Here is a 24,261-nt window from a genome sequence, read left to right on the forward strand (position 1 = left end):
GAGGTGCCATGCATTCCGCTCGGTTGTCCCGGGCTGCTCTGTTCACCGTGCTGCTCCTCACCACGGGGACCGCCTGCACAGGTTCCGTCGGGCGCACTGCCGGGGCCGCCGGACCCGGTGCGTCTTCGGCAGGCGATGCCCTGTTTCCGACGCTGGGCAACCGTGGCTACGACGTCGCGCATTACGCCTTGACGCTGGACTACGTCCCGGAAACCAACGCGCTGGTCGGCACCGCGGTGATCACAGCCCGAGCCAAACAGGCCCTGAGTCGCTTTTCCCTTGACCTCATGGGTCTGGAGGTGCGCGATGCGCGCGTCGACGGCTCCGAGGCCGAGGTAAGGAGAGTGAGGAACAAGCTCATTCTCACGCCCGCTGATCCGCTGCGTAGCGGCAAGGTCTTCACGACCACCGTCCGCTACTCAGGCATCCCGAAGATGATCACTGATGCGGACGGAGGCGTGGAGGGGTGGATCGAAACCGACGACGGCGCAGCTGCGCTCGGAGAACCGACAGGCTCGATGGCCTGGTTTCCGGGCAACCACCATCCGTCCGACAAGGCGCTGTACGACATCACCATCACCGTTCCCAAAGACTACACGGCGGTCAGCAACGGCGAACTGGCGGGACTTCAGCACAAGGGACGACGAACAACGTCGCATTGGCACACGGGCGAGCCTATGGCCAGCTATCTCGCAAGTGTCGTCGTGGGCAGCTTCGACATATCCACCACGACTACAACGCATGGTCTGCCGGTTTACATCGCCATCGACCCCGACGAGGTCGAGGGTTCCCCCGACATGGCCGAGTTGGTCCCCAAAATCATCGACTGGGCCAGCGGCCGGTTCGGGCGCTACCCCTTTTCCGGCACAGGGGCGATCGTCGACCATCTGCCTGATATCGAGTACGCGTTGGAGACCCAGAGCAAGCCCTACTTCGAGGAGGCACCCGACGAAACGCTAGTCGTGCACGAACTCGCCCACCAATGGTTCGGGAATTCCGTCACCCCGACCTCATGGCGGGACATGTGGCTGAACGAAGGGTTCGCCACCTACGCTGAGTGGCTGTGGAAGGAAGACCAAGGCGCCACTACCGCAGATGAGATCTTCGACGCTTTCTACCATGGCACCCATCCCGAGAGTAAGGGAATCTGGGACTTTCCGCCGGCGCAACCTCCGAGTGCGGATCGAGTGTCCGACCCTCCCGTCTACGGACGCGGAGCGATGACTCTCCACCGCCTCCGCCTAACCGTGGGCGACAAATGTTTCTTCACCATCTTGAGGGCCTGGTCTACTCGGCACCAATACGGTAACGCCAACACCCGTCAGTTCATCGAGCTGTGCGAGAAGGAGTCCGGCATGGATCTGGCTGAACTATTCGAAGCCTGGCTTTACAGCAGGAACAAGCCCACTGCCGCGTAGCCGTTTCACTGAAGCCGCGTGGAGGTGGAATTCCAACGGTAACACCTCTGCGAACGGGAACATGGTGCGAGCCCTCGGGTCCGCCAATTCGGCATGCCCAATTCCACGACGCGCACCCTAGAAAATCTCCAAGAAATCCTTTTGTCTGCCGGGCTGAAGGGTGATTGGGTCTACTTGGCAATCCAGCCATCACTCGACGGATTACATGGGTAGGTACATCTCATATAATCCGCAATGAAAGCGAGGATATATATGCGTTCCCTCAGGATGTCCGCTGTTGCCGGCGTCACCGGAGTGGCACTGGCCTCGGGGATGCTCGCAGCAACATCGGCGGAGGCGATGTCCGCAACGACAACCACCGCGGCGGCAGCCAGGGATTGTACATCGTGGACGAGCGGCCAGACCGGAAACGTCAAATGCACTCACGGCTCTGGCGCCCGCATACACCGCGCAGTCGTCACTTGCATGAGCCGAAACGGTGGCGGCGCCAAGTGGGAGATCACCGGTCCCTGGGTAATCCTCGGGCAGACTTCATCTGCGACCTGCTCCGCAGTGGGCATGGTGTACTCCATCAGTTATGAACGCTCATCCCACGGCTGAGTCGTCCAGGCAGGGGGACGAACGTGGGCCAAGTGAGGAATGCAGGCACGATCTTGATCGTTTGACTTTCGACCTCGAATGCTGCCTCGGATCGATCACTCGGTTCGGTACACGCCATACACCAAAGTGCCCTTCGGCTGAAAATGTGCTCGGGCCGAAGGTGCACGAGCGTTCAGCGTAAAGGACGTCTTCAAGCGTTGACCGCAGCTGTACTGCGCGACGGTACGGCCTTCGCCTGAAATTGAACCAGGTGAAGGCCCTACCGTGCACGAGCTCGTTACTGACTTCGGCTCGTCAGTACTCCAGCCGTAGATCTTGGTCTTCATGGGGTCTGGACTGCTTGTCGTAGGTAGTGACAGTTGCGGGCGCGGGCCCGGTGGCGTCGGCGCCAGTCAGACCAGTGAAGCCGGTGAGCTGGGCCGTGGGCGGGCTGGACGGTCAGCGTCGCGAACAAATGCTGGATCTCGTTGCAAATCAACGGGATCAGCCCATCCGGGGACGGACGGCGGGCCTGTTCGTGGGCGGCCGTGACGGCCAGGAATGCGTGCGCGAGCATGGCGAGGGTGACCCGCCGGCGCCAGGACATCCACCGCCTCACCTGGTGTTCGTCCAGGCCAGCCAGGCCCTTTCCAGACTGGAAGGTTTCCTCGACCGTCCATCGGCGTCCGGCCACGCGCACGAGGGTGGCCAGAGGGACGGCAGCGGGTGAGTAGCAGCGGTAGAAGGCGAGTTCGCCGGTGCGGCGGTTGCGCCGGATCAGCAGTTGGTGGTGGCCGGGCCGGTTGTCGGTGATGTCGGCCAGGGCCCAGTCATAGAGGCGCAGTCGCTTGGCTCCGGTGCCTGCGGAGCGTTGCTGCCAGGCCCGGTTGGGCAGCTTCTTGACCAGGGCGTCGGCCCGGAGTATCCCTGCGCGGGTGGGGATCTGATGGTCGCAGGCGACGGCGAGGACGTAGCCGGTCTGCCGGGCTTCCAGCGCGGCGCGCAGGTGCGGGTTGGCCTCGTAGACCTCGTCACCGGTGACCCAGGCGACAGGGATGCCAGCGTCCAGGGTGCGGGTGATCAGCGTAGTGGCCAGAGCCGGCTTGGTGGCGAAGCCGATCTCGTCGGGGATACCGGCTGCCTGGCAGCGGTCCGGTTCATCGGTCCACGAGCGCGGGACGTACAACTCCCGGTCGATCGCGGCGTGTCCGGCTGGAGTTGAGTAGACGAGGTAGACGGCGACTTGGGAGTTTTCGATGCGGCCCGCGGTACCGGTGTACTGGCGCTGCACGCCCACGGTGTGGGTGCCCTTCTTCAGGTCGCCGGTCTCGTCGACGACCAGTACCGCATCCTGATCACCGAGATGCTCCACAACGTATCCGCGCAGGTCGTCGCGGACCGCGTCCGCGTCCCACTTGGCCCGGGCCAGCAGGTGCTGCAGGCCGTCCGGGCTGGCGTGTCCGGCATGCTCAGCGATCGTCCAGCAATTCTTCTGTGGCAGGTCGGACAGCAGTCCCAGGACGAGGGATCGTGCGCGGCGTCGCGCTTCGACCCGCACGGATCGGCCCGCGATCCGACCCATCAGGGCATCGAACATGCCCCGCCAGCGAGCGGGGTCTACGCTAGGGCCTGCGGCGACCGCTTGATCTTTGTTTGTCCACACAACACACGATGATCACCGGTGGCCGTACCTGCCCTGGCACTGCCCCTGACCAGTGACATCGCGGTCTACGGCTAGCGCATTAGGATGGGTGTAGAGGTCGATCTCGACGCCTTTGGGTGGAAGGGTTCGTGATGACGCACGAGGGCGGACTGAGGCTGCAAATGCAGCGTGTTCTCACCGCGCCATGCTCAGTCGTATTCCGAGCCTTGACCCAACCAGAGGAACTGGCCAAGTGGTGGGGCCCTGACGGGTTCACCACCCCGAGGGTGGGAAGCGACCTTCGGCCAGGAGGCGGTTATCGGATCGCGATGCAGCCTCCGGAAGGCGATCTGTTCTACCTGGTAGGGGAATTCCTTGAGGTCGACCCTCCGGAACGCCTGTCCTACACCTTCCGATGGGAGGACCCCGATCCCGAGGATCGGGAGACGGTGGTGACGCTGTCGCTTCGCGATATCGACGGTACGTCGGCGGAGTTGGTCTTCACCCAGGGTGACTTCGCCACTGAGCGACGACAAGCTCTCCACGAGGAAGGCTGGACTCAGGCTCTCAACAAGCTGGTAGAGCTGATGTCGTCCGCTGCGTCGCCTTAGATCACTCCGTCGGGGAGGGGCCTACCGGTGGCCGTACTCTCTTCACGCCGCCCTGACCAGAGATCACGATCTACAGCTGGAGTATTAGGGTGATCTTCCTCGAAGTCCCTGATTTCGATGGGGTGTCGTCCGTGGTGTGTGAGGTATGCGGATGGGGGCGGACTGAGCCCCAGGGGAATTGCATGAAGCGGATCCGTCCGGTTCACGCGCCTCGTTCGTGACGTCGTGTCATGTCATGTTCTGGAGCCGGAAGCAGTGCAGGCACGACGCCGGTAATCTTGTGTTGTCGAGGCCCACGAGAACCGAATGAGACCGTGCCTGCCGCTGCATCATCTCTCGTGCCCGTCGCGCTGGCTCCCCGCTGCAAGCCCTCAAACGCCGGCTGATGGTCTGGAGGGTGTCTTGGGGGTGTGGCTTCATACGTCCAGGCGGTGCAGCCAGGCGTCTTGCCCGTCTGCCAGGGAGAAGGTCGACCAAGGGCGGTCTCGGCGGCCTTGCTAGCCGTGACCTGCCGCACTCGATCTGCCGCACGCACTCGTGGAGTGGGTGACGATGCAGATCGTCACCCGGGAGGGTGGTCGGCGCCGCAAGTCCGACCGTCCGCGCATGCGGTGCTCGCTCTGACATACCTGCATCGACATGCCTCCTGGCTCAACTGGCTGCGGGTTTCCGCATTTCTGTCGACACCGCCCACACCTACGTCACCGCTGTCATCGAACACCTCGCGGACCAGGCGCCGGGCCTGCTCCTGGACGGCACGCTCGTCGAGTGCGACCGGGTCGGCGACGGGCGCGCGGACTATTCGACCAAGCACAAGCGTCATGGTGCGAACACGCAGGTCATCACGGACCCGGACGGCCGGACGCTGCGGCTCTCGCCCTCCCTGCGCGGACCCACACACGACCTGACCGCCGCCCGCCCACACAAGATCGTCAGGATCTGTGAGCGCCAGCGCAGTCCCACCCTTGCCGACATGGCCTACAGCGGGACCGGGCGAGTGGGTCGCCACCCCCAAGCGCCGGCTGCCCAAAGGCGAACTCACCACAACCCAGCAGACGGTCAACCGGGCCCTGACGGCCGCTCGCGTACCCGTCGAACGAGGCATCGCCCGCCTGGAGTGCTGGCGAATCTTCCGCCACGCCCGGGGCAGCCCGACCGCATGACGTCAATCATCAAGGCCGTCCTCACCCTGGATCGGCACCGCTGAAAAGGTTCCCTACGGTGTCCTGCGGGAGGCGGTGAGCCCTTCGTATGGTTCACCCGGCACACCAGCCTGCCCGGCGAGAAGCTGACCGCCCAGCTGGTGCACACGCTGGCGAGGGAGGTAATGGCCCTCAACCAGCAGGTCGCCGAACTCGACAAGACCACCGAGGCACGGTTTCGCGACCACCACACGTTCGAGGTAATCAGCAGCATGCCCGGTGGGTGTCATCCTCGGCACCGAGTTCCTGGCCGCCACCGGCGGCGACATGACGGCCTTCGGCACCGCCGACCGCCTCGCCGGCTTCGGCGGCGTCGCCTCGGTGCCCTGCGATTCCGGGAGGACCTGAGGCTCTGCCCTCTGCCCCGGCGACGGACCGTGACCGGGCGCCGCGGAACGCCCGTTCGACGACGTTGCCTCCCTGACGGGGGCCCTTGAACTCACCGTCCACGCCTGCGACCCCGACGAGGCCAACCGGCACACCGGATGCGCTGCCGTCAAACCTGGTGAGCACCTCCTCGTCCACACGCGCCTGCTCGTCAAAGGTAGAAACGCGCCGGGCCCTTCGCCTGGGACGGTGCCACCGCACGGACTGCGTTGCGACACGGCCGGCCGGTCGGTGGCCCTCTTCGGACGGCAACGGGCGACGGCAGGTCCTCGCGAGGTTGCCCATGACCTCGAATCGTATGGACCATTTGCCCGCATATGTACTTGTTGTTGCTCTATGTAGTGTCTAGCGTTCGTTGGGTACAGAACGGCTGCGGGACCCGACTCCCGTGACCACCGGCCAGGGAGCGAGGTGTGGAGCGACGTGAGGTCCGGCTTTCGGCCCCTTCCGGTCAGGAGGCGCCCCAAGGGGAGTGCGCGGCGGCTGCGGGTGCTTGCGGTGCTGCCCCTGCTGGCGTCGACGCTCGCTGCGTGCGGCAGCGGGGAGGGGTCCGGCCCACTCACCTTGAACTGGTACAACTTCCCCGACGACTCCGGTGCACTCCAGAAGGCGGCCGACCGGTGCAGTCAGGCCTCGCACGGCCGCTACAGGATCAGCTACAACAAGCTCCCGCGTGCCGCCGACGGCCAGCGTCAGCAGCTTGTCCGCAGGCTTGCGGCCCACGACGACTCGCTCGACATCGTAGGCCTGGACGTCACCTGGGGGGCGGAGTTCGCCGAGGCTGGCTGGATCCGCGAGTGGACCGGCGCGGCGAAGCAGCGGGCCACCGCGGGCACCCTGCGCGTACCGCTGCAGACCTCGACCTGGAAGAACAAGTTGTACGCCGTCCCGTACAACACCAACACCCAACTTCTTTGGTATCGCAAGGACCTGGTACCCACCCCGCCCAAGACCTGGGCCGAGATGCTGGACATGGCCCGTAACCTCTCTCGGCAGGGCAAGCCGCACTATGTGGAGATCCAGGGTGCTCAGTACGAGGGCCTGACCGTATGGTTCAACACGCTGATCAATAGCGCGGGTGGCTCCATCCTCAATCCGACGGCGACGAAGCCCTCCCTCGGTGCGCCCGCCGTGCGGGCCGCCGGGATCATGCGCGACCTGGCGCACTCTGCGGCCGCGGATCCCTCTCTCTCCAACCAGATGGAGGACGAGAACCGTCTCGCCATGGAGGCCGGGGGTGCCGCGTTCGAACTCAACTATCCGTTCGTCTATCCGTCGATGAAGGCCAACAATCCGGCACTGTTCAAGAACTTCCGCTGGGCGCCGTACCCCAGGGTCGACGCGAACCGCCCGGCACGGCCGACCATCGGCGGCATCGACCTGGCCGTGAGCGCCTACTCGCGCCACCCCCGACAGGCATTCGAGGCCGCCCTGTGTCTGCGCAACCGGGAGAACCAGCTCACCGCCGCGCTCGTGGGCGGCCTGCCCCCCACCTTGCGTGAACTGTACGACGAGCGGCCGTTCATCAAGGCGTATCCGTTCGCCAAGGATGTGCTGGCCTCCCTGGAGTCGGCGAGCGTTCGCCCGCTCACCCCCGCCTACCAGAACGTGTCGATCGCCGTGTCCCACACCCTGTCCCCGCCCTCCGGAATCAAGCCCGAAAGCTCGGTCAACACCATCAGCGGCCAGATCGACGATGCTCTGCAATCCAAGGGAGTGATCCCGTGAACCACCACCCCCTCGGCCGGTGCCCCCGAGTGCCGGTCTCATCCTGCGGCGGTCCCCGATGAGTATGCAGGCAGAACCGGCCGGAGCTCCGCCACCCCCTGAGGCGAAACAGTCGGCGCAGGACCAGGCGGCGCTCTCGGCCGGCGCCAGGCAGGAGCGGCGGCTGGGCTGGCTGCTCTGCTCGCCGGCTGTGGCCGTCATGGTCGCCGTGACCGCGTACCCGATCGGATACGCCGTCTACCTGTCCCTGCAGCGCTACGACCTGCGCTTTCCAGGGCAGGCGAAGTTTGTGGGCCTGAGCAACTACGGTGCGGTACTGTCCTCCCCGTTCTGGTGGCAGGCCTTCTGGGTGACACTCTTCATCGCCGGCGTGTCCGTGGCCATCGAACTGGTCCTCGGCATGGGGCTCGCTCTGGTGATGCACCGCACCATCTTCGGTCGCGGCTCCGTACGCACCGCGGCCCTCATTCCCTATGGCATCGTCACCGTTGTCGCCGCCTTCTCCTGGCAGTACGCCTGGACCCCGCAGCTCGGTTACCTCGCGGGGCTGCTGCCGAGCGGATCGGCCCCGCTGACCCACCAGTGGTCCGCCCTGTGGTTGATCGTGCTCGCCGAGGTGTGGAAGACGACCCCGTTCATGGCCCTCCTCCTGCTCGCGGGCCTCGCGCTGGTGCCTGAGGAAACCCTGAAGGCGGCCATGGTGGATGGCGCCACCGCCCGGCAGCGGTTCTTCAAGGTCGTCCTGCCGCTGATGAAACCGGCCATCCTGGTGGCGCTGCTCTTCCGCACGCTGGACGCGTTCCGGATCTTCGACAACATCTACATCCTGACCTCGGGCGCCCACGAGACGGGCTCCGTGTCCATCCTCGGTTACGACAATCTCTTCACCGCGCTCAACCTGGGCATCGGTTCGACGATCTCGGTCCTGATCTTCATCTCAGTCGGGATCATCGCCTTCGCCTTCGTCAAGCTCTTCGGCGCGGCCGCACCTGGGGCGGAGGTGAAGCGCTGATGGCCACCGTGGGAAAGACGCACGCCGCCCGCTGGGGTGTCATCAACGTCGTGGTGGTGCTGTACGCCCTGTTCCCGGTGTGGTGGATCGCCGCGCTGTCGTTCAAGGACCCCAGCACCCTCACCGACGGCAATTACATTCCCACTCAATGGACCTGGGAGAACTACCGGGGCATCTTCAAGACTTCCGAATTCACCCGAGCACTGATCAACTCGATCGGTATCGCACTGATCTCCACGGTGATCGCGGTGGTGTTGGGCACCATGGCCGCCTACGCGGTGGCCAGGCTGCGATTCCCGGGCAAGCGGGTTCTCATCGGCATGTCGCTGCTGATCGCCATGTTCCCCCCGATCTCCCTGGTGTCCCCGCTGTTCAACATCGAACGCATCGTGGGCATCTTCGACACATGGGTGGGACTGATCATCCCCTACATGACCTTCTCCCTGCCGCTGGCGATCTACACCCTGTCGGCGTTCTTCCGGGAGATCCCGTGGGACCTGGAGAAAGCCGCCAAGGTGGACGGGGCCACCCCCGCGCAGGCCTTCCGGCTGGTCATCGCGCCGCTGGCAGCCCCGGGCGTGTTCACCACGGCCATCCTCGTCTTCATCTTCTGCTGGAACGACTTCCTGTTCGCCATCTCGCTGACCTCCACCCGCGCCGCGCGCACGGTGCCCGCCGCGATCGCGTTCTTCACCGGGAGTTCGCAGTTCCAGCAGCCCACCGGGTCGATCGCCGCCGCCGCGGTGGTGATCACCATTCCGATCATCATTTTCGTTCTGTTCTTCCAGCGGCGGATCGTCGCCGGACTGACCTCCGGGGCGGTCAAGGGGTGACCAGGCTGGCTGCGGCCGGTAGGCCGCCGGCGGGAGACCCCGACCGCGCCTCCCGGACCCGGAAGGCATGAAGGCAAGGAGGCACCAGCATGGCCGAGATCACCCTCGAGCGAGTAAGCAAGCGTTTTCCCGACGGATCCCTTGCCGTGAAGGACGTGGACCTCGACATCGCCGACGGCGAGTTCGTGATCCTTGTCGGTCCTTCGGGTTGCGGCAAGTCCACCACCCTGAACATGATCGCCGGGCTCGAGGACATTACCGAGGGCACCCTGCGCATCGGTGGCCAGGTCGTCAACCAACTCGCTCCCAAGGAGCGCGACGTGGCCATGGTATTCCAGAGCTACGCGCTGTACCCGCACATGAGCGTGCGCGAGAACATGGGCTTCCCGCTGCGGCTGGCGAAGGTGGACAAGACCACCATCAATTCCAAGGTCGAGGAGGCCGCGCGAATTCTCGACCTCACCGAGCACCTGGACCGCAAACCCGCAAATCTCTCCGGTGGCCAGCGCCAGCGGGTGGCCATGGGGCGTGCGATCGTCCGCGACCCCAAGGCGTTCCTGATGGACGAGCCACTGTCCAACCTGGACGCGAAACTCCGGGTGCAGATGCGCACCCAGATCTCCCGCCTGCAACGGCGACTCGGCACCACCACCGTGTACGTCACCCACGACCAGACAGAGGCGATGACCCTCGGCGACCGGGTTGTCGTGATGCGGCAGGGCCTGGTCCAGCAGATCGGCACGCCCGCACAGCTCTACGACCTGCCGCGCAACCTCTTCGTGGCCGGCTTCATCGGCTCGCCGGCGATGAACTTCATGAACGCCACCCTGGAGGGCGGCATGCTGCGCTCGCCCTTCGGCGATCTGCCCCTCGAGGACCGTACGAGGCAGGCACTGGAACGGCAGAACGCGCCCCGCGATGTCATCGTCGGCCTCCGGCCCGAGGCCTTCGAGGACGCGACTCTGTCGACCCAACAAGGCCGGCGCGGCCCCGTCTTCACCGCCACCGTGGATGTACTGGAGTCGTTGGGCTCCGATGTGTACGTGTACTTCACCGCGGAGGGCGGGTCCGCGACGACCGCCGAACTGGAGGAACTGGCGGCCGACTCGGGTATGAGTGACACCGGAGCGGAGGTCCAGCAGATCGTGGCCCGCCTGGACGCCGCCTCGCGCGCCCGTGAGGGCGCGCCGGTGGAGTTGCTGGTCGACATGGCCAAGGCGCACGTGTTCGACCCGGCGACCGGAGCGAACCTGACCCACCCGGAGAGCGAAGCCTGACAATGCCGGGCGGCCGTACGGCGACATCATGGGCCAGGAGATGCCTCTGCTCGGAACCGACAGGGCTCCTGGACTTCCAGGCCTGGTTGGACCAAACGTGCTGGACCTTCGCCGACCCGGCCCACGAGCACGATCGTCGCCGGCTGGACCGGGCAGGCGCCGTTCTGGGAGCTGTAACCGCGCCGAATCAGACGTGTTGCGGCGCACGCGCACTCGCCGCCGCGCTCGGACCGGAAGGCCCTCGCCCTCGCACGGAGTGCCTTCGCTCGGCCCTCGCCTGCCGTCTGGCGTGGGCTTCTCCGCCGGGAGCTCGGTGCTCGCCATGGGTATGTCTACGGCGTGGGATTCGGGATACATGCACTGTGGCCACTGGGAGTCGCGGCGGCGGCCCCGGACGGCTTGTCCGGGTGTGTTCGGCGGATGGGGCTGCTGGCACACAGCGTCGGCTCGCTCTGCATGTCCGAGCGGGCCGACGCGGCGCAGCGGTCGTCTACTCAGGCGCCGCGCCTATGGCTTCCGATGTACGCCTTGCGTATCTGGCTGCCCGCGGTCTCCGCGTCGCTGTGTTCCCTGGGCATCGGAGCACGGTCGAATGTGCTCGTGCCGGTTGGCGGGGATGACCCTGGCGTGGATCATCAGGCAGGTCCGGTTCCGGCAGACTGGGCGAGTTCGACTGGGCCCCTGACGGGCCCCGCCTGCGATCCGTCAGGAAGTCGGCACGCCATGGGACCGCGGGAGGCTGCGAAGATGCAGGAGCGGCAGGAGATCGCCACTCGCTGAGCGAACTGGATGCTCTCGCCGAGCAGTTGACCAAGCAGCTACACGTGCAGGTCGAGCGGGAGGAACCCGCGATCCGGAGCGAGCGTTGAATCCTCCGGCCGAGCAGGCCCAGGCCGATGTCGAGGCGGTCGCTCCGGTGTCGGCGAAGGGGGCCGAGCGGAGGTTTGATTTGGATGCTCGTCCGCACAGATCCTGGCTGGTCGCCGCACTCGTCGCGGGCGTCCTGAGTGCTTGCGATGCGACGACCATGGATCCCACGGACCCCGCCAACTTCAGCTCCGTTGCCTTCGTCAATGGCACAGGCTCCCCAGCTGTCCTGTTCGAGCGTGCCGACAGCCGTGGGCGTGGCTGCCATGACATGAGCGGTCGACCCCGGAGACCGCAGCGACCAGCAGCTGTACTGGGGGAGCAGGACCCGATCCCTGGCAGGTTCGGGACACACGGGGGCAGATTTCGGCTGGCTGCTCGTGAACACGTCTCGTCGTGAATCGGGAGCTGTCTACTACCTCGGTGATGCCGATGCCAAGCCCGGCGAGCCGACGACTCCGCACGTCTCGCCACACCCTGCCCCGACCCGGTAAATCGGTTCCCCTCAGACGCACTGACACCGACGCACACCGACGACGAGTGGCTGCCCGAGAGGTGGGCCGATGCGGCAGCAGCCGCGCGGGGCGGGAGCGTAATGGCGTTTCTCCGGTGGTAGTTGCGTTTGCCGTGAAGAAGAACAACCATACCGTCGAGGGCCCTGACGGCCTGGTCTGCACTGCCCGACTGCCACCCTCAACTGGCTCGCCGGCCTGATACGCGGCCATCCCAAGAAGATCAGGTCACGGTGGCGGCATCCCCTGCACCAGCACCGTGTTGGATGTCATCGCCGGGCCGCCGACTGCACGGTCGGCGCACGGTTGCGGGTCAGCGGCATGCTCACCCCCGAAACGGTGGCCGGCGCCCTGCGGCTGCACGTCAACACCCTCGAAGTGCTCGCCCAACACGACGACGTACCGGTGGCCGACGAACCGGCCGCGACCACCGCGGCTGTTGCGCGGCGTTGAAAATGCCGAAGGCGGCGTTCACGATGCCGATGAACTCTGACGGCGAGGCCCCGCCGGTTGGTGTTCCGGCGGGGCCATTGTCGGTGAGGCGTCGTTTGCTTCGGCAAGGTGCCGGTGGATCAGCCTCAGTAGTCGAACACTGACCAGCAGATGTCGTTACGCAATCGCTGGTCGTCAAGTACGAGTTCGCTGATCGCTTTCGGGAGCTGGTCGCGCTGCCACTGGCACTCGAGCCGTCCTGCGGCCACACTCTCGCCTTGGCGCAGCAGAGCGCGTTCCACGCTACTCCGCACCAGCACGCGCGCGTGCTGGTGCGCCCGAAGGATTCTCCACGGCCCTCAGGGGTTCTCACCCGGAGTGAGACCGCTTAGGCTTGCGGCACTCCGCTGCGCACAGGGTTTCGTGGCAACGCACGCGGATCGGCGGCCGGTTGGCTGCCTGGGCCCCAGACCTAGGGCAAGGACCGATTCGCAGCCTCTGCAGAGCAGTCGGCTTTCGTTGCCGTGCTGGGCCGGCTGCTCGGCTCGCCCCGTCATGCTTCCCCTCGTCGCGAGACCGGCGCGGTGCCTCCCGCGTGCCGTCACACGGTCCGATGCGGGGTACACGGCTCCCGATCGCGCGCCCGTGAAGGGGGATTCGGTCGCGCGGGGAGTCTCAGACGGCCGCCGTCGAGGATTGAACGATCGACGGCGGCCGTCGGAAGACGCTCGCGGCGGCGGACCCACGGCCGCTTGTGTCCGCGGCAGATGCCCGGTTCACGTGCGCGGTGCCACCTGGTTCACGTGCGCGCCTGCCGTTCTTTCCACGTGCGTGGTGCCGCCCAGTGATCTCCCGGTACTCCCGCGGTGCGAGCCGAGTGCGGCCGCCTGTGTCTCGGGGCCCGGTCCTGCCAGTCGGCGGCCCCCTTCAAACTGTCGGAAGCTGCCCACGCACCCGGCCCACGGGGCTTGACCAGCGGTCTCGGGCGTTTCCGGGTATGGGGAGTACGGTGGGGACAACGAGAGTGCGTCGTACCCTCCTGACAGGTCGTCTCCAGCAGACCACTCGTTCACCAGGGGCAGCCCGTGACCCCGGCCGCGCCTTCCTCACTGCGGCCTTCGCCGAGGTCAAGGAGCCGCTCATGTCACCCAGCCCCACCACAGCCCCCGTGCGCGACGGCGGAGAGCGACTGTACGAGCCCGTGGTGCCGGGGGAGGCTTGCCGTTCGTGGCTCTCGGCCTCGTCGGCGGGCTGCTGGGGGACCGGCTCATCCACGCCCCCGACGTACTGCTCCTCCGGCGAGAGCCGGCGCAACCTCCAGCACGCCGACCCATCAGCGCCCGGCAAAGGTGCGGCAGCGGTCGGTCCGCCCCGCCGGCCACGGTTCACGAAGAGCGCCGGCCGCCGCCGAACCCGGATGCGGCCCGTGCCGCCCGACGTCAATCATCCCGTCTTGCAAGGCAGTTGGCAGGAGCCGTCATGAGCACCGCACTGCAACCCCCGCAGTCCTCCCAACCCGTCCTGCGCCTGCGCCTGGCCCCCCGCAGGGAGCTCCCCCGGCCCATCGACGGCGCGTGGTGGCCGCGTTCGTACGACCTGCTCGCCGAACTTCCGCACCTGCTCGCCGGACTGCCGCGTGAGTGGGGCCACATCTCCAGCGTCACGGTCAGCGGGGCGACGTGGTCCGCGGTGCCCGGACGGATGCTCGTCGCCAACCAGGTCGTACGACTGCACAGGGCACCGGGGGCTTCCGCCCCGCGCACCGTCGTCCTGCTCGCCCCGGGCCAGGGGCGTTGGGACCTGCTGGTCGTGCCGCCGGACACCACCGAGGAGGCCGCGGAACCGCTCATGTCGGCCGCCGCGGGCTCACCCCTGACCGGGTCCGTCACCACGGCTGCAGGGGTGGCTCAACAGCTCACCGGGGTACTGACACGCGCGCTGGTGGGCCGGCCGCCGCATGCTCCGTCGGCCGGACCGGGCGACGCGAAACGCTCCCGTTGACCTCGCGCTGCTTGTCGAAAGGGCCCCAACAGGGGGCCACGGTCCGTCGCCTCACTCGCGTCGGCGGTCCTCTTCCGGTGAGCGGCTGGTCTCCAGCCAGGACCGCGCCGGTTCCGCCGCCCGCGTCGTGTCAATGACGAGCTCCAGGCGCGTTCCTCCCCCGGCGCCCGCGGGGTAGCTGCGCTGCTCGGTGGCCGCGAAGCAACGCCGGAGCACCTCCGCGACACGTCGGGCGACCTCGGGAGAGGCGGCGACGACGCGTACGTCGGCGTGCCCTTCCGAGGGTGTTTCGGGAGGCTGCTGCATGGCGACCTCGTCGTCTGGGCACGGTTGGGGAAAGGGATCTTCGACTCTACTCCGGCCCGCCTCGCAGCTTACGCACGTGACCAAGAGCCCCCGGCCGCCGTGAGCCGCGGAGTAGTGTGAAACGAGGAGACCGCTCCGTGTTTCCCGTCGGCGGACAGACAGGTGTGTGTGGTGCCCGACTCCGACATCCCACGTGTGCACAAGCTCCTGCCGGACACGCTCCACCAACTGGTGAGGCCCGGGATGGCGGTCGTACGGCTGGAGACGACACATGAGCGGCAGGGCGTTTTGGACGGGGCATGGTGGCCGCGATCCCGTGACATCGCCGCCGAGCTGCCGGCCCTGATCACCGCTCTGACCGAGCATCTCGGGCCGGTCACGCGCATCGGCCTGGACGCCGCCGCCTGGGAGCGACTGCCGACCCGACTGATCGTCGACGACCACGTGGTCCACATCGACTCCTTCCCGGTCGGCGACGACACCGTCCTCGTCACCAGGGGCGACCAAGACCTCTTCTCCCTCCTCGTGGTCCCGCCGCACGCGACGCCCGAGGCGGCAAGCGCGGCGATGACCGAAGCAGTACGCGCCGACAACGTGTCCCAGGCCGCACAGATCCTCATCGACACGGGCACCGGCGAGGTGGGTCCGGAGACCTGATCACGGTCGGTCCTCCACGGGCAACAGGAGGCGTTCGGCCGCGAGTACCGCCTACAAACCCAGGGCGAGCATCCCGACCCCGCGCAGTGCGGGAAGCAGGGGACGCCGACATGTCCGAGCTGCACACCCCGCGCGCCGGGGACGAGCACCATGCCCGCGCGTGCGGGGAGCAGTGAAGGTCGAGATACGCGCAGGCAGCGGATGCTCCCCGCGCGGGCGGGGATGGCCCCAACACGGGCCGCACCGTGTCACGAGGCGCTGGTGCCTACCGTCGGCCGCTTTGCCTCGGATCGGAGGCGGGGCGGGACCGCCGGGTCACCAGGTCGCCGTGGCTCGGCCGAGCGCTGGGGACGGGCGCGAAACCTCCGCCCATCCTTGTGTCAGCAACCGCCAGTGGGTGTCGACCGGATAGGAACGGAGGGGGCCTTCCGGGCCCTGCGATGGAAGGAACAGATGGTGGCACGCTCCGAGGTCCCGTACTCCATAATCCGGTCCACCCAAGTGTTTGAAACGGTCGACGATGTCGCGGAGGCAGCCACTGAGGACTGGATCGTGTGGCTGCCGCCGGTTCGGACGCGACCGGTGGCAGGAGAGGAAGTGGCCACGCTTCTTGCTCACACCGCAGCGTTCTCACCGTTGCAGGGTGTGAAGGAGATTGCCGGTCCCCGACAGTTCAGGCTGGATACCTTCGTGCGGCAGGCGCTGACCGCGGAGCACGAGCACCGTCAGGTCTTCACCGACTGGCGCAGCACCTTCCTCGGTAGTCGGGTGCGGCGCGATGATCTGCTTCCGGGGCCGGACGCCTACATCGCACAGCGGCTCTACGGGGAATGGCTCATGGACCGGATGGCGGAGGGGCACAGGGCGTCCTGACCAGCGGTCGCAGTCGGGCACGAATCGGTGCTGGCGAGAGGCCGAGCACGACTTGCATCGGTTGCCCGGTCTATGGAGCAGGCGGGTGCGGATGTCTCGCGAACCGAGATGTCCATTCCTGCTATGAGCGTGGCGGTTCCGCTCTCTACCGACAACGTCATCTGCCGCCAACGAGTGTCTCACCCGCCGCGCGACCCGGCCGCGAGTGCAAGGGCCGGGCTGCCGCGGCTTTCCCTGTGTGAGGCGGCCCCGGCCCGCATGAAGACGCCTGCTCCGTGGTGGGCCGACGCCCGGCACGCCGGCACGCGGCAGATGACGGAAGCATCATCGGGGCGCGGCCAGGGTGCCGGGTGACGCGTTGTCAGGAGGGGTGGAGTTCGACGACGACGCGGTAGCTCGCCGGTTCCGAGGTGATGTGCAGGTCGGGGTCGTCGAACATGCGCTGCAGCGAGGCATGCCACTCGGGATTCTCGGTGGCTTTGTCGAGGGCGGTCCCCGACGTCCACTCCGCGATGTGGACGAAGCGGGTCTCCGGGCCTTCATCGAGGGGACGGTGCAGGCGGGAGCGGAGGAAGCCGGGCTGGGCCGCCATGATTCGGGCGTTCTCCTGGTACACGACGGTGAAGCGGTCGGCTTCGTCCGTCGGCACGGTGTAGGTCTTGATGACGGTGACAGGCTCGTCGGTGCTGGTCTTCGACGCGAGGGAATGGCTCATGTCCCTACTGACCGACGACGCCCCGCACATGTGACGGGTCGGCGGGTGCCGATGTACGGGCGCGGGTCGACACCGTGGGCGTTGTTGCTTTGCGGCATTCGGCGGGGCAATGCTGAAGGATCCCGCTGGGACGTCCCGGGAAGGCGAGGCCTCCGTGCGACGGGTGGGCTTGATCGGTGCTGTCGCGTCGCCGCCTTCGCAGATAACCGCCCGGCACGCGCTGCTGCTGGGCAGGAGAGGCGAGGGCCCCCACACGGTGTGCCCGCGGCACGTCGCGTGAGAGCCCTCTTGCGGTTACTCAAATACCGCGGCCTGTGGCTCAGTTGCCGCCGTTCTCCCAGTGGTGGACGGCCGTGGTTGCGGTCACGTCGTTCGCGTAGACGAGGGCGACACGGTGGTTGTACTGGATTGTGTACATCTTCTTGCCTCCGATGACCACCGCTCCGCTGGAGGGGAAGTAGTCGTCGGTGGCGGCCGCTTCCCGCGTAGCCACATATGCCTGTCCGGTCGGAATGGCGTACATGCTCAACGGTCCCTGTGTGGAGGCGCCCAGGCCGGCCGGGTACTCGGCCTTGTCGGGATAGCTGGAGCCGTAGAGGGACACGGGAATGGTGCCCGCGGGCTTGATGATCTTCACACCGTAGCTGGTACGGGTGTTGACGCCGCCAGGATTGTGGAACCACGCCTTCGCACCGCTGAACCAGATCGCGGTCCAGTCCTCCTGGACGTCCGCGACGACGAACTGCTGCCCTGCCTGAGCCGTGCTGCCCCAGTCGTTCACCCGGTCGGTGCCGGGCGCGGTGCCGTGGATCGACTGATCGCCGAAAAGCGGGGTTGTTTCGCTCGGAGCGGTGTGCAGGTTGACGAAGTTGGTCGGGTGCTGCTGCTCGATGCAGGTGGTCGTCTGGCCGGTCGGGTCGTCGGAGGGGCAGATCTGGAGGGTCTGCACGTTGTCCGCGAACGACGGCTTGATCGACACGACGGAGCCGGGCTGCGGCACCTCGGACACGCCGCTGACCGGGGCGTCGAGCAGGCTCATGAAGTGATTCCAGTCCCAGGCGTAACCCGGGTCCCAGTGCATACCGGAGACCAGAGCGGAGTTGGGCCCGGCAACGTTGTCATGTCTGGCGATGTGCTGCCGGTCCAGCGGGATGTCGAAGCGTTCGGCCAGGTACTTCACCAAGTCCGCCGTGGCCTGGTACTGCGCCTCCGTGTACCAGGCGGCGCCGTGCGCGGCGTACCCCTCGTGCTCGATGCCGATCGAGTGCAAATGGGTCGAGTAGTTGCCCGCGTGGAAGGCGATGTCCTTGGTGGGCACCATCTGGGTGACCGTGCCGGAAGAGGACATCACGTAGTGGGTCGCGGCGGGGCTCGTGGGGTTGGCCAGGCCCGCCACGCCGGCGTCGTAGGTGGACTCCAGGTCGTGGATGACGATCGTGTCGATGCGGATGCCATTGGTCGGCCGGTCGGCGACCTGGCGGCCGACCGGTGATCCGGCCACGAAGGTGCAGTCGACGGTAGTGGGGCACTCGGTGGCGGCCGCCGTCGACGAGGTCTTCAGGCGCAGGGAGTTGATCTGCTCTCGGGCGGGATCGACGGAAGGTACGGCGGACAGGCGTACGCGCTGGCCGTCCTGGGTTGTCGCCGAGGCACCGCTGCGGATCGTGCGGAAGACACGGTCGGCGAAGGAGGCAGCCGCCTGCTTCTGCTTGGCCTGGCTGTACCGGGCCACTGCCCCGTACCACTGTGAGGGGTCCACGGGGGTCGCCCCGACCAACTCCTTCTCGTACGAGGCGAGCAGGGCGGCACCCCCGCGGATGTTCGCGGTGTCGTCCTCGCGCAGGGACTTGACGGAGAGTCCGGTCAGCTCGGCCGCCTGGCGCAGGGTGTGCAAGGCGGGGTCCGCGGCGAGGGAGTCGAGGTCGGCGCGGCCCGCCGCGCCCGCGGCACCGCCAGCCAGCATGGTGGGGGTGACGTCCGTGAGGTTCATCGGTCCGTAACCGCCGTCGGTGCTCGGCAGGGCGCCGTGACCCTCCCAGGCCGACTCCTGGTGGGAGAGGGCGAGCAGCACGCTCGACGGGATGTCGAACTCCTCGGCAGCGGCCAGCAGCGCCTGTTGGCGAGAGTCCGCGGTCGCGCTCGGGTCGTCGGCGAGTGCGTGGCCGGGCAGGGTGAGCAAGGAGCCCGCGACCAGCGCGCTCACGGCGATACCGACGGGCACGCCAACGGCCCTCTTTCTTCTGTGCAAGGTGATGCTCCTCAGAGGAAGAAACATGGGCGTCAAGGGGCGCCGACGGCATGGCCGCTCATGGGGGAAGGCCCGGGCGACAACTCGATGCGCGGATGACTATAGGACCATGTTTGTTGCAGTGGCCACGGAAAGGGTAACTGTTTCCGTCACACGTTGTTGTGAACGAAGCTGTGTAGAAAGGGCATAACAGCCCGTCCAGAAAGGCGAGTTGCCGAACAGGCCAGGTAGGGAGGGGGCGCCGCGAAGGTGAAGTGACCAGGCGTGATCCTAGGCACCCGGGGAAGAGTGCGCCCGGGACAGGGACGCCGGAACCCAAAGACGATGTGGATTGCTATACACTCTTCACAGCGACTCCGGCACCGTGTGACACGCTGAGTTGCCGGTATGGGAGCGCTCGCCCACCCGCGGACCGTCCGTCAGCGGGTGCGTGCCTCGGGCTCCTGTTCGAACCCCCGCGGGCAGGTGCCCGAGGCATCTTTGTGACATTCAGTGCACTGAGCCGAGAAGGCTTCGGTCAGGACTCCTGGGCGCGGTAGAGACCGCGGCCGGCCCGGCGTACGCGGGAGGTGCCGACCAGACGGTCGAGCGTGCTGCGCACCGCATTGATGCTCCCGGAGTCGGTGTCGCGGCCTAGCGCCGCGGCCACGTCGCGCGCGCGGACCTCCGCGTCACCGACGCCCGCGAAGTAGTCCAGGATCTGTTCGGTGAGGGCCCCGTAGCTGCGCGGTTCCTCGGCCTCCGCATGCGAGGAGGCCACCGGCTTCTCCTTCTGCCTGCGCTCCGCCTGTCGCGGCGCGGACTGCTTTCGCGCCGTGCGGGCGGCGGGCGCGACGACCGGAGCGTCGGCCTCCGGCTGTTCGGGCTGCTCGGCTCCTCGGCGGCCGGACGGCTCGGCCATGAGGACCGTCAGGGCGCTCAGGGCGCGCTGGACGGAGTCGAGGTGGGCGGCCACGGCGGCCAGTTCCCTCTCCAGTGCCTGCTTCTGAATCTCCAGGCGGGCGAGGTCCTCCTGGAGGCTCTCCGCAGTGACCTCAATCTCATGCGCTGCGCGAGTTGCCGAGACCATGTCTTCCTCTCATCCTCACCCCTCCGTGCCGCGCCTCGCTGAAGTCAGCTGCGGTGCCGCTCGGCTCGGACCCCGGGATGTGTGGGTGCATCGTATGTCACAGCGTACGAGGTTTGGACCCGGTAGATGCAAGATGGTGATGCGAGGCCCCGTCGAGCCAGGCGACTACCACTGTCCTTTCACCCTTTCGTGAGCGGCACCTCAGCGGTGCGGACACGGTGCAAACCGGTCACGTCGTGGGTGACTGGACTCCGGGCCGGACAGGGGCGGAATCGGCCGTGGTCGGCGGGTGTCCGCGGGCGTTTGGCCGGGTTCCCGTCGGGACTGCTCGCAAAGGTGGCGCAGTCGAGGCGCCGATCGTCGGATGCGGGCGCCGACGTCGTCAAGAGCTTCTTGAGCCAGTGAGACACCAGCGGCACGCGAATCGAAGTCCTGGCCCACGCGTTGCCCTCATTTCTCCTGCGTGGCCGCCCGGTTCCAGTGGCGGAGCTTGTCAGGGTTGAGGACCGCCCAGATCTGCACGACGCGGTCGCCCGCGACGTCCAGGCTGATGACCGCGGCGACCTCGTCGCCGTAGCGCACCACTATTCCGGTGCGGGCGTTGACGGACTGGCAGTGCAGTGTGGTGCCGGGGCGGCCAGCTAGGAGGGTCAGCAGGCTGCGGGTGACGCGCCGTGCGCCGTGGACGGGCCGGGTCAGGGTTCTGACCTTGCCACCTCCGTCGAAGAACACCGTGGCGTCCGGTGCCAGGAGGGATGTCAGGCGGGCGGGGTTCTCTGCCACGCAAGCCTGTCGGACCGCTCGCACCACACGGTCGTGCTGCTGCGGTGTCGTGGGGTGTGCCCACCTGGTCCCAAGGCTGTGCCGGGCCCGGGCGGCGAGTTCGTCGCATTCCTGTTCCGTCTGTCCGACGATGGCGGCGACCGTCCCCGGAGCCATCCCGAACACGTCGTTGAGGACGAATGCTGCCCGCTCGGCCGGTGACAGCGTGTCCAGCGCCTCGAGGAGGGCCTGGCTCACCTCTTCGTCCAGGTCCTGAGGGGGCGCCGCGCCGACCGGGCCCGGATGCGACCGCCCGGTCGGCGCCAAGCGCTCCAGACAGATGCCGCCGACGGTCGTCACCAGCCAGGACCGGGGTTCGGCGATACGGATCCTGTGGCCGTCGGACAGGCCGTACCAGCGCCGGTAGGCCTCCGCCACGACGTCGTCGGCGTCCTGGCTCCGGCCCAGCATCCAGTAGGCCACGTTGAGCAGTCGGCGTCGCTCGTCGAGCAGCTCCGCGATCGGCACCGTCTCGTCGTCCTGTACCCGGTCCATCTGGCATCACCCCTTCGCACAGCACCCGAGAAGGCGGTGCCACCCCTGATTCCGGCCGATGTCCGCCGCGGCTCCCGACAATGGGGCAGTCCGCTTTCGTCCGACGGGGCCAACCGATGCACTGCTGACCGGACAGCGGCAGATCGTGTGACACGGTTTCCCGGTCGTACGCGGCGGCGCCCCCGTGCGCAGCGGGCCGCGGTCACCCTCGCGGCGGTCGTCAGGGCAGAAGGCTGTCCAGGGGCGTCTCGGGATCGGACAGGGCCCGCGTTCGCCACGGAGGCACCGGACTCGACGAGGGCGCGGACGGAGTCGATGACGTTCCACACGTTCACACTCATGCCCGCCAGGACCCGGTCCCCGGACAACCAGAAGGCGATGAACCGCCGCTCGGCCGGGTTCCCGCGGAAGACGACGCGGTCGTAGCCGCCGGGCTCGGTGTACCCCGTGTACTCCATCCCGAGGTCGTACTGGTCGGTGTAGAAGTACGGCAGCCGGTTGTATGCCGCCTCCTTCCCGGGCATGGCCAGTGCCGCCGTGCGGGGCTGGTGCAGGGCGTTGGCCCAGTGCTCCACCCGCAGATGCCGGCCGAGCCGGGGGTGGTAGGCATTGGCGACGTCGCCTGCGGCGTGCACGTCTTGGGCCGAGGTGCGCAGACGCTCGTCGGTGACGATGCCGTTGCGCACCTCCAGTCCCGCCGCCTCGGCGAGCTGGACGTTGGGGGTGATGCCGATGCCCACCACCACGGCGTCGGCGGGCAGTCGGGTTCCGTCGGCGAGCTGGACGCCGTCGGCGCGGGTGCCGTCACCGGTGATGCGTTCGACGGCGGCGTGGGGCCGCAGGACGACCCCGTGATCCCGGTGCAGGTCGGCGAAGACCTCGGCCGCCCCCCGGCCGAGCACCTTCAGCAACGGCAGCTCGGAGTGCTCCAGGACGGTCACCAGCGCCCCGGCCGTCCGGGCCGCCGCGGGGGTCTCCAGGCCGATCCAGCCGCCGCCGACGACGACGATCCGGCCCCGGGGGTGAAGGCGGCCTTGAGCCGCTCGCTGTCTCCCACGCGGCGCAGGTACAGCACGTTGTCCAGGTCCGCCCCGGGCACGCTCAGCCGGCGGGGGGAGGATCCGGTCGCCAGGAGCAGCTTGGTGTAGGACATCCGGCGTCCGCCGGTGAGTTCGACCTGGCGGGTGTGTGCGTCGACGGCCGTCACGCGCGTTCCCGTCATCAGCTCGACGTCGTGCTCGCGGTACCAGTCCTCGGAATGCACGAATATGGACTCGCGGTCCTCCTTGCCCAGCAGGTACCCCTTGGACAGCGGCGGTCGGATGTATGGACGCTCCGCTTCGTCCCCGATGAGGACGAGCGGGCCGTCGTAGGACTGACGCCGGAGTTCCTCGGCGGCCTTGCCCGCGGCGAGGCCGCCCCCGACGATCACGAACCCGTTTTCTCGCGACATGATGTTCCCGTCTCCGCTCGCGCGCACCGGACACTGGTGTGCCCTCGTGCGGAAAGACCGTGGAACCCGCAGGTTGTGACACCGGCCCGCGCCGCGCAGACAGCGTGCGGGCCTGCGAGGGCAGAGCGGAGCAGCGCGACGAGGGCGCGGACGACGTCCGTGTTCCACGACCGTGGCCGAGGCGGTCCGCAGATCCGCGTCCCTCGTCGCCGCCGGCGCTAGCGTCCGGTGCCTTGCGCCCAGTGCGCCTCGAGGGCGGCGGCCACCTCCGCGGGCCGCTCCAGCACCGTCCAGTGGTTGCAGTCGAGATGGAGGACGCGGGTGGCGCGCAGGGCGGCGCCGAGTTCGTCGCCGAACTCGATCTGGCAGGCCGGGTCGCGCTCGCCCCAGAACACCAGCGCGGGTGCGGTGACGTTCGACAGGGCCGGTTCCCACTCCGTCCCCATGGTCACGGCGGACCGGTACAGCCGCAGGATGCTGTCCTTCATCGTGCCGTCGACGTGCCGGACCATCTCCTCTACCGGTTCGGCGGGCGCGTCGAAGCCGTTCACCAGGTCCTTCGCGAAGGACTCAGGGTCCAGTTCGGCCATGAACCGCTCGCCGGCGACGGGATCCTGCCAGGTCTCGGCCAGCGGGTGCCAGACGTAGCGGGAACTGATGGGTCCGTTGCCACCGGCCCAGGTGCGCACCAGGTCGGGGCGGAGGGAGGCGGCGCGGGCGGTGAGAATGCAGCCCCAGTCGTGACCGACCAGGTCCACGGGCTCGCCGACGCGCTCGAGGCGTTCGACGAGCCAGTCGACGTACTCCTCCTTGCCGGATCCGAAGCCGGTGGGGCGGGGGGTGCCGAATCCGGGCAGGTCCCAGGCCTCGACGTCGGAGCGGGTCAGGTGCCGGCGTACGCCGTTCCACACGCGGTGGGTGTCGGGAACGCCGTGGATGAGGATGGCGGGCATGTCGGTACATCCCTCGTGATAGGGGCCGCGGCCGGGATCCGGGGAGGCTGTGCGGCCGCGGCGGGCCGGGACGACGAGCATCATGTGCCGCGTCGGATACACCCAACATAGTGGCACACAGTGTCATGGGTATGTGCCGCTCCCCAGTGCGGTGGGAGGGAATGGGCAG

General features: G+C 67.6%; 17 protein-coding genes and 3 pseudogenes. 12 read left to right on the plus strand and 8 right to left on the minus strand.

Translation table 11 applies throughout. The features are described from left to right. Positions 1-8: 8 nt before the first annotated feature. A complete protein-coding gene (locus tag FBY22_RS17725; protein WP_142146668.1) occupies positions 9-1,418 on the plus strand; it encodes a M1 family metallopeptidase in 1,410 nt (469 codons plus the stop codon). A 922-nt stretch (positions 1,419-2,340) separates the two neighbouring features. Here FBY22_RS17725 and FBY22_RS17730 read toward each other — a convergent pair. After that, complete coding sequence (locus FBY22_RS17730; protein ID WP_142146670.1) at positions 2,341-3,579, minus strand: IS701 family transposase; 1,239 nt, start codon at positions 3,577-3,579, stop codon at positions 2,341-2,343. A gap of 242 nt (positions 3,580-3,821) precedes the next feature. On the opposite strand from FBY22_RS17730, the gene FBY22_RS17735 reads away from it, so the two are divergent. The 9 genes and pseudogenes from FBY22_RS17735 (at position 3,822) to FBY22_RS17775 (ending at position 14,501) form a co-directional block, all read left to right on the plus strand. Continuing rightward, positions 3,822-4,250, plus strand: coding sequence for an SRPBCC domain-containing protein (locus tag FBY22_RS17735; protein ID WP_260844997.1), 429 nt, complete (start codon positions 3,822-3,824; stop codon positions 4,248-4,250). Between the two features lie 552 nt (positions 4,251-4,802). Beyond that, positions 4,803-5,457 (plus strand): annotated as a pseudogene (locus tag FBY22_RS17740) (transposase family protein). A 54-nt stretch (positions 5,458-5,511) separates the two neighbouring features. Then, positions 5,512-5,794, plus strand: a pseudogene (locus tag FBY22_RS17745) (transposase); the annotation flags it as partial. A 543-nt stretch (positions 5,795-6,337) separates the two neighbouring features. Further along, positions 6,338-7,567: an ABC transporter substrate-binding protein gene (locus tag FBY22_RS17750; protein WP_260844910.1), complete on the plus strand. Its 1,230-nt coding sequence runs from the start codon at positions 6,338-6,340 to the stop codon at positions 7,565-7,567. Positions 7,568-7,625: 58 nt separating this feature from the next. Next, positions 7,626-8,579 (plus strand): carbohydrate ABC transporter permease, encoded by a 954-nt coding sequence (locus FBY22_RS17755; RefSeq protein ID WP_142146674.1) that lies wholly within the window; start codon positions 7,626-7,628, stop codon positions 8,577-8,579. Continuing rightward, positions 8,579-9,412 (plus strand): carbohydrate ABC transporter permease, encoded by an 834-nt coding sequence (locus tag FBY22_RS17760; protein WP_142146676.1) that lies wholly within the window; start codon positions 8,579-8,581, stop codon positions 9,410-9,412. The genes FBY22_RS17755 and FBY22_RS17760 overlap by 1 nt, the downstream gene beginning before the upstream one ends. 89 nt (positions 9,413-9,501) lie before the next feature. Continuing rightward, positions 9,502-10,689 (plus strand): ABC transporter ATP-binding protein, encoded by a 1,188-nt coding sequence (locus tag FBY22_RS17765; protein WP_142146678.1) that lies wholly within the window; start codon positions 9,502-9,504, stop codon positions 10,687-10,689. Positions 10,690-12,389: 1,700 nt separating this feature from the next. After that, on the plus strand, positions 12,390-12,521 hold the full coding sequence (locus tag FBY22_RS45045; RefSeq protein ID WP_260844911.1) for a hypothetical protein: 132 nt from the start codon (positions 12,390-12,392) through the stop codon (positions 12,519-12,521). Positions 12,522-13,979: 1,458 nt separating this feature from the next. After that, positions 13,980-14,501, plus strand: a complete 522-nt coding sequence (locus tag FBY22_RS17775) for a DUF5994 family protein (RefSeq protein ID WP_222127775.1) — start codon at positions 13,980-13,982, stop codon at positions 14,499-14,501. 51 nt (positions 14,502-14,552) lie between these two features. Here FBY22_RS17775 and FBY22_RS17780 read toward each other — a convergent pair whose 3' ends face one another. After that, the gene (locus FBY22_RS17780; protein WP_142146680.1) at positions 14,553-14,807 is read right to left on the minus strand and encodes a hypothetical protein; all 255 of its coding nucleotides are present in this window, start codon (positions 14,805-14,807) and stop codon (positions 14,553-14,555) included. A 171-nt stretch (positions 14,808-14,978) separates the two neighbouring features. Here FBY22_RS17780 and FBY22_RS17785 point away from each other — a divergent pair, with 171 nt between their 5' ends. Both FBY22_RS17785 and FBY22_RS17790 read left to right on the plus strand, forming a co-directional pair. After that, positions 14,979-15,464, plus strand: coding sequence for a DUF5994 family protein (locus tag FBY22_RS17785; RefSeq protein WP_142146682.1), 486 nt, complete (start codon positions 14,979-14,981; stop codon positions 15,462-15,464). A 501-nt stretch (positions 15,465-15,965) separates the two neighbouring features. Further along, positions 15,966-16,337: a hypothetical protein gene (locus FBY22_RS17790; RefSeq protein ID WP_160159891.1), complete on the plus strand. Its 372-nt coding sequence runs from the start codon at positions 15,966-15,968 to the stop codon at positions 16,335-16,337. 361 nt (positions 16,338-16,698) lie between these two features. Here the strand turns inward: FBY22_RS17790 and FBY22_RS17795 are convergent, their stop codons facing one another. The 6 genes and pseudogenes from FBY22_RS17795 to FBY22_RS17820 form a co-directional block, all read right to left on the minus strand. After that, complete coding sequence (locus FBY22_RS17795) at positions 16,699-17,052, minus strand: antibiotic biosynthesis monooxygenase family protein (protein ID WP_142146685.1); 354 nt, start codon at positions 17,050-17,052, stop codon at positions 16,699-16,701. A 319-nt stretch (positions 17,053-17,371) separates the two neighbouring features. Beyond that, complete coding sequence (locus FBY22_RS17800) at positions 17,372-19,327, minus strand: N-acetylmuramoyl-L-alanine amidase (RefSeq protein ID WP_399211306.1); 1,956 nt, start codon at positions 19,325-19,327, stop codon at positions 17,372-17,374. 490 nt (positions 19,328-19,817) lie between these two features. Further along, a complete protein-coding gene (locus FBY22_RS17805) occupies positions 19,818-20,369 on the minus strand; it encodes a hypothetical protein (RefSeq protein ID WP_142146688.1) in 552 nt (183 codons plus the stop codon). Between the two features lie 450 nt (positions 20,370-20,819). Then, the gene (locus FBY22_RS17810) at positions 20,820-21,686 is read right to left on the minus strand and encodes a sigma factor (protein ID WP_142146690.1); all 867 of its coding nucleotides are present in this window, start codon (positions 21,684-21,686) and stop codon (positions 20,820-20,822) included. Positions 21,687-21,906: 220 nt separating this feature from the next. After that, positions 21,907-23,139, minus strand: a pseudogene (locus FBY22_RS17815) (NAD(P)/FAD-dependent oxidoreductase). 218 nt (positions 23,140-23,357) lie between these two features. Beyond that, positions 23,358-24,092, minus strand: a complete 735-nt coding sequence (locus FBY22_RS17820) for an alpha/beta fold hydrolase (RefSeq protein WP_142146692.1) — start codon at positions 24,090-24,092, stop codon at positions 23,358-23,360. Between the last annotated feature and the right edge of the window lie 169 nt (positions 24,093-24,261).

This window comes from Streptomyces sp. SLBN-31 (assembly GCF_006715395.1).
GTDB lineage: Bacteria > Actinomycetota > Actinomycetes > Streptomycetales > Streptomycetaceae > Streptomyces.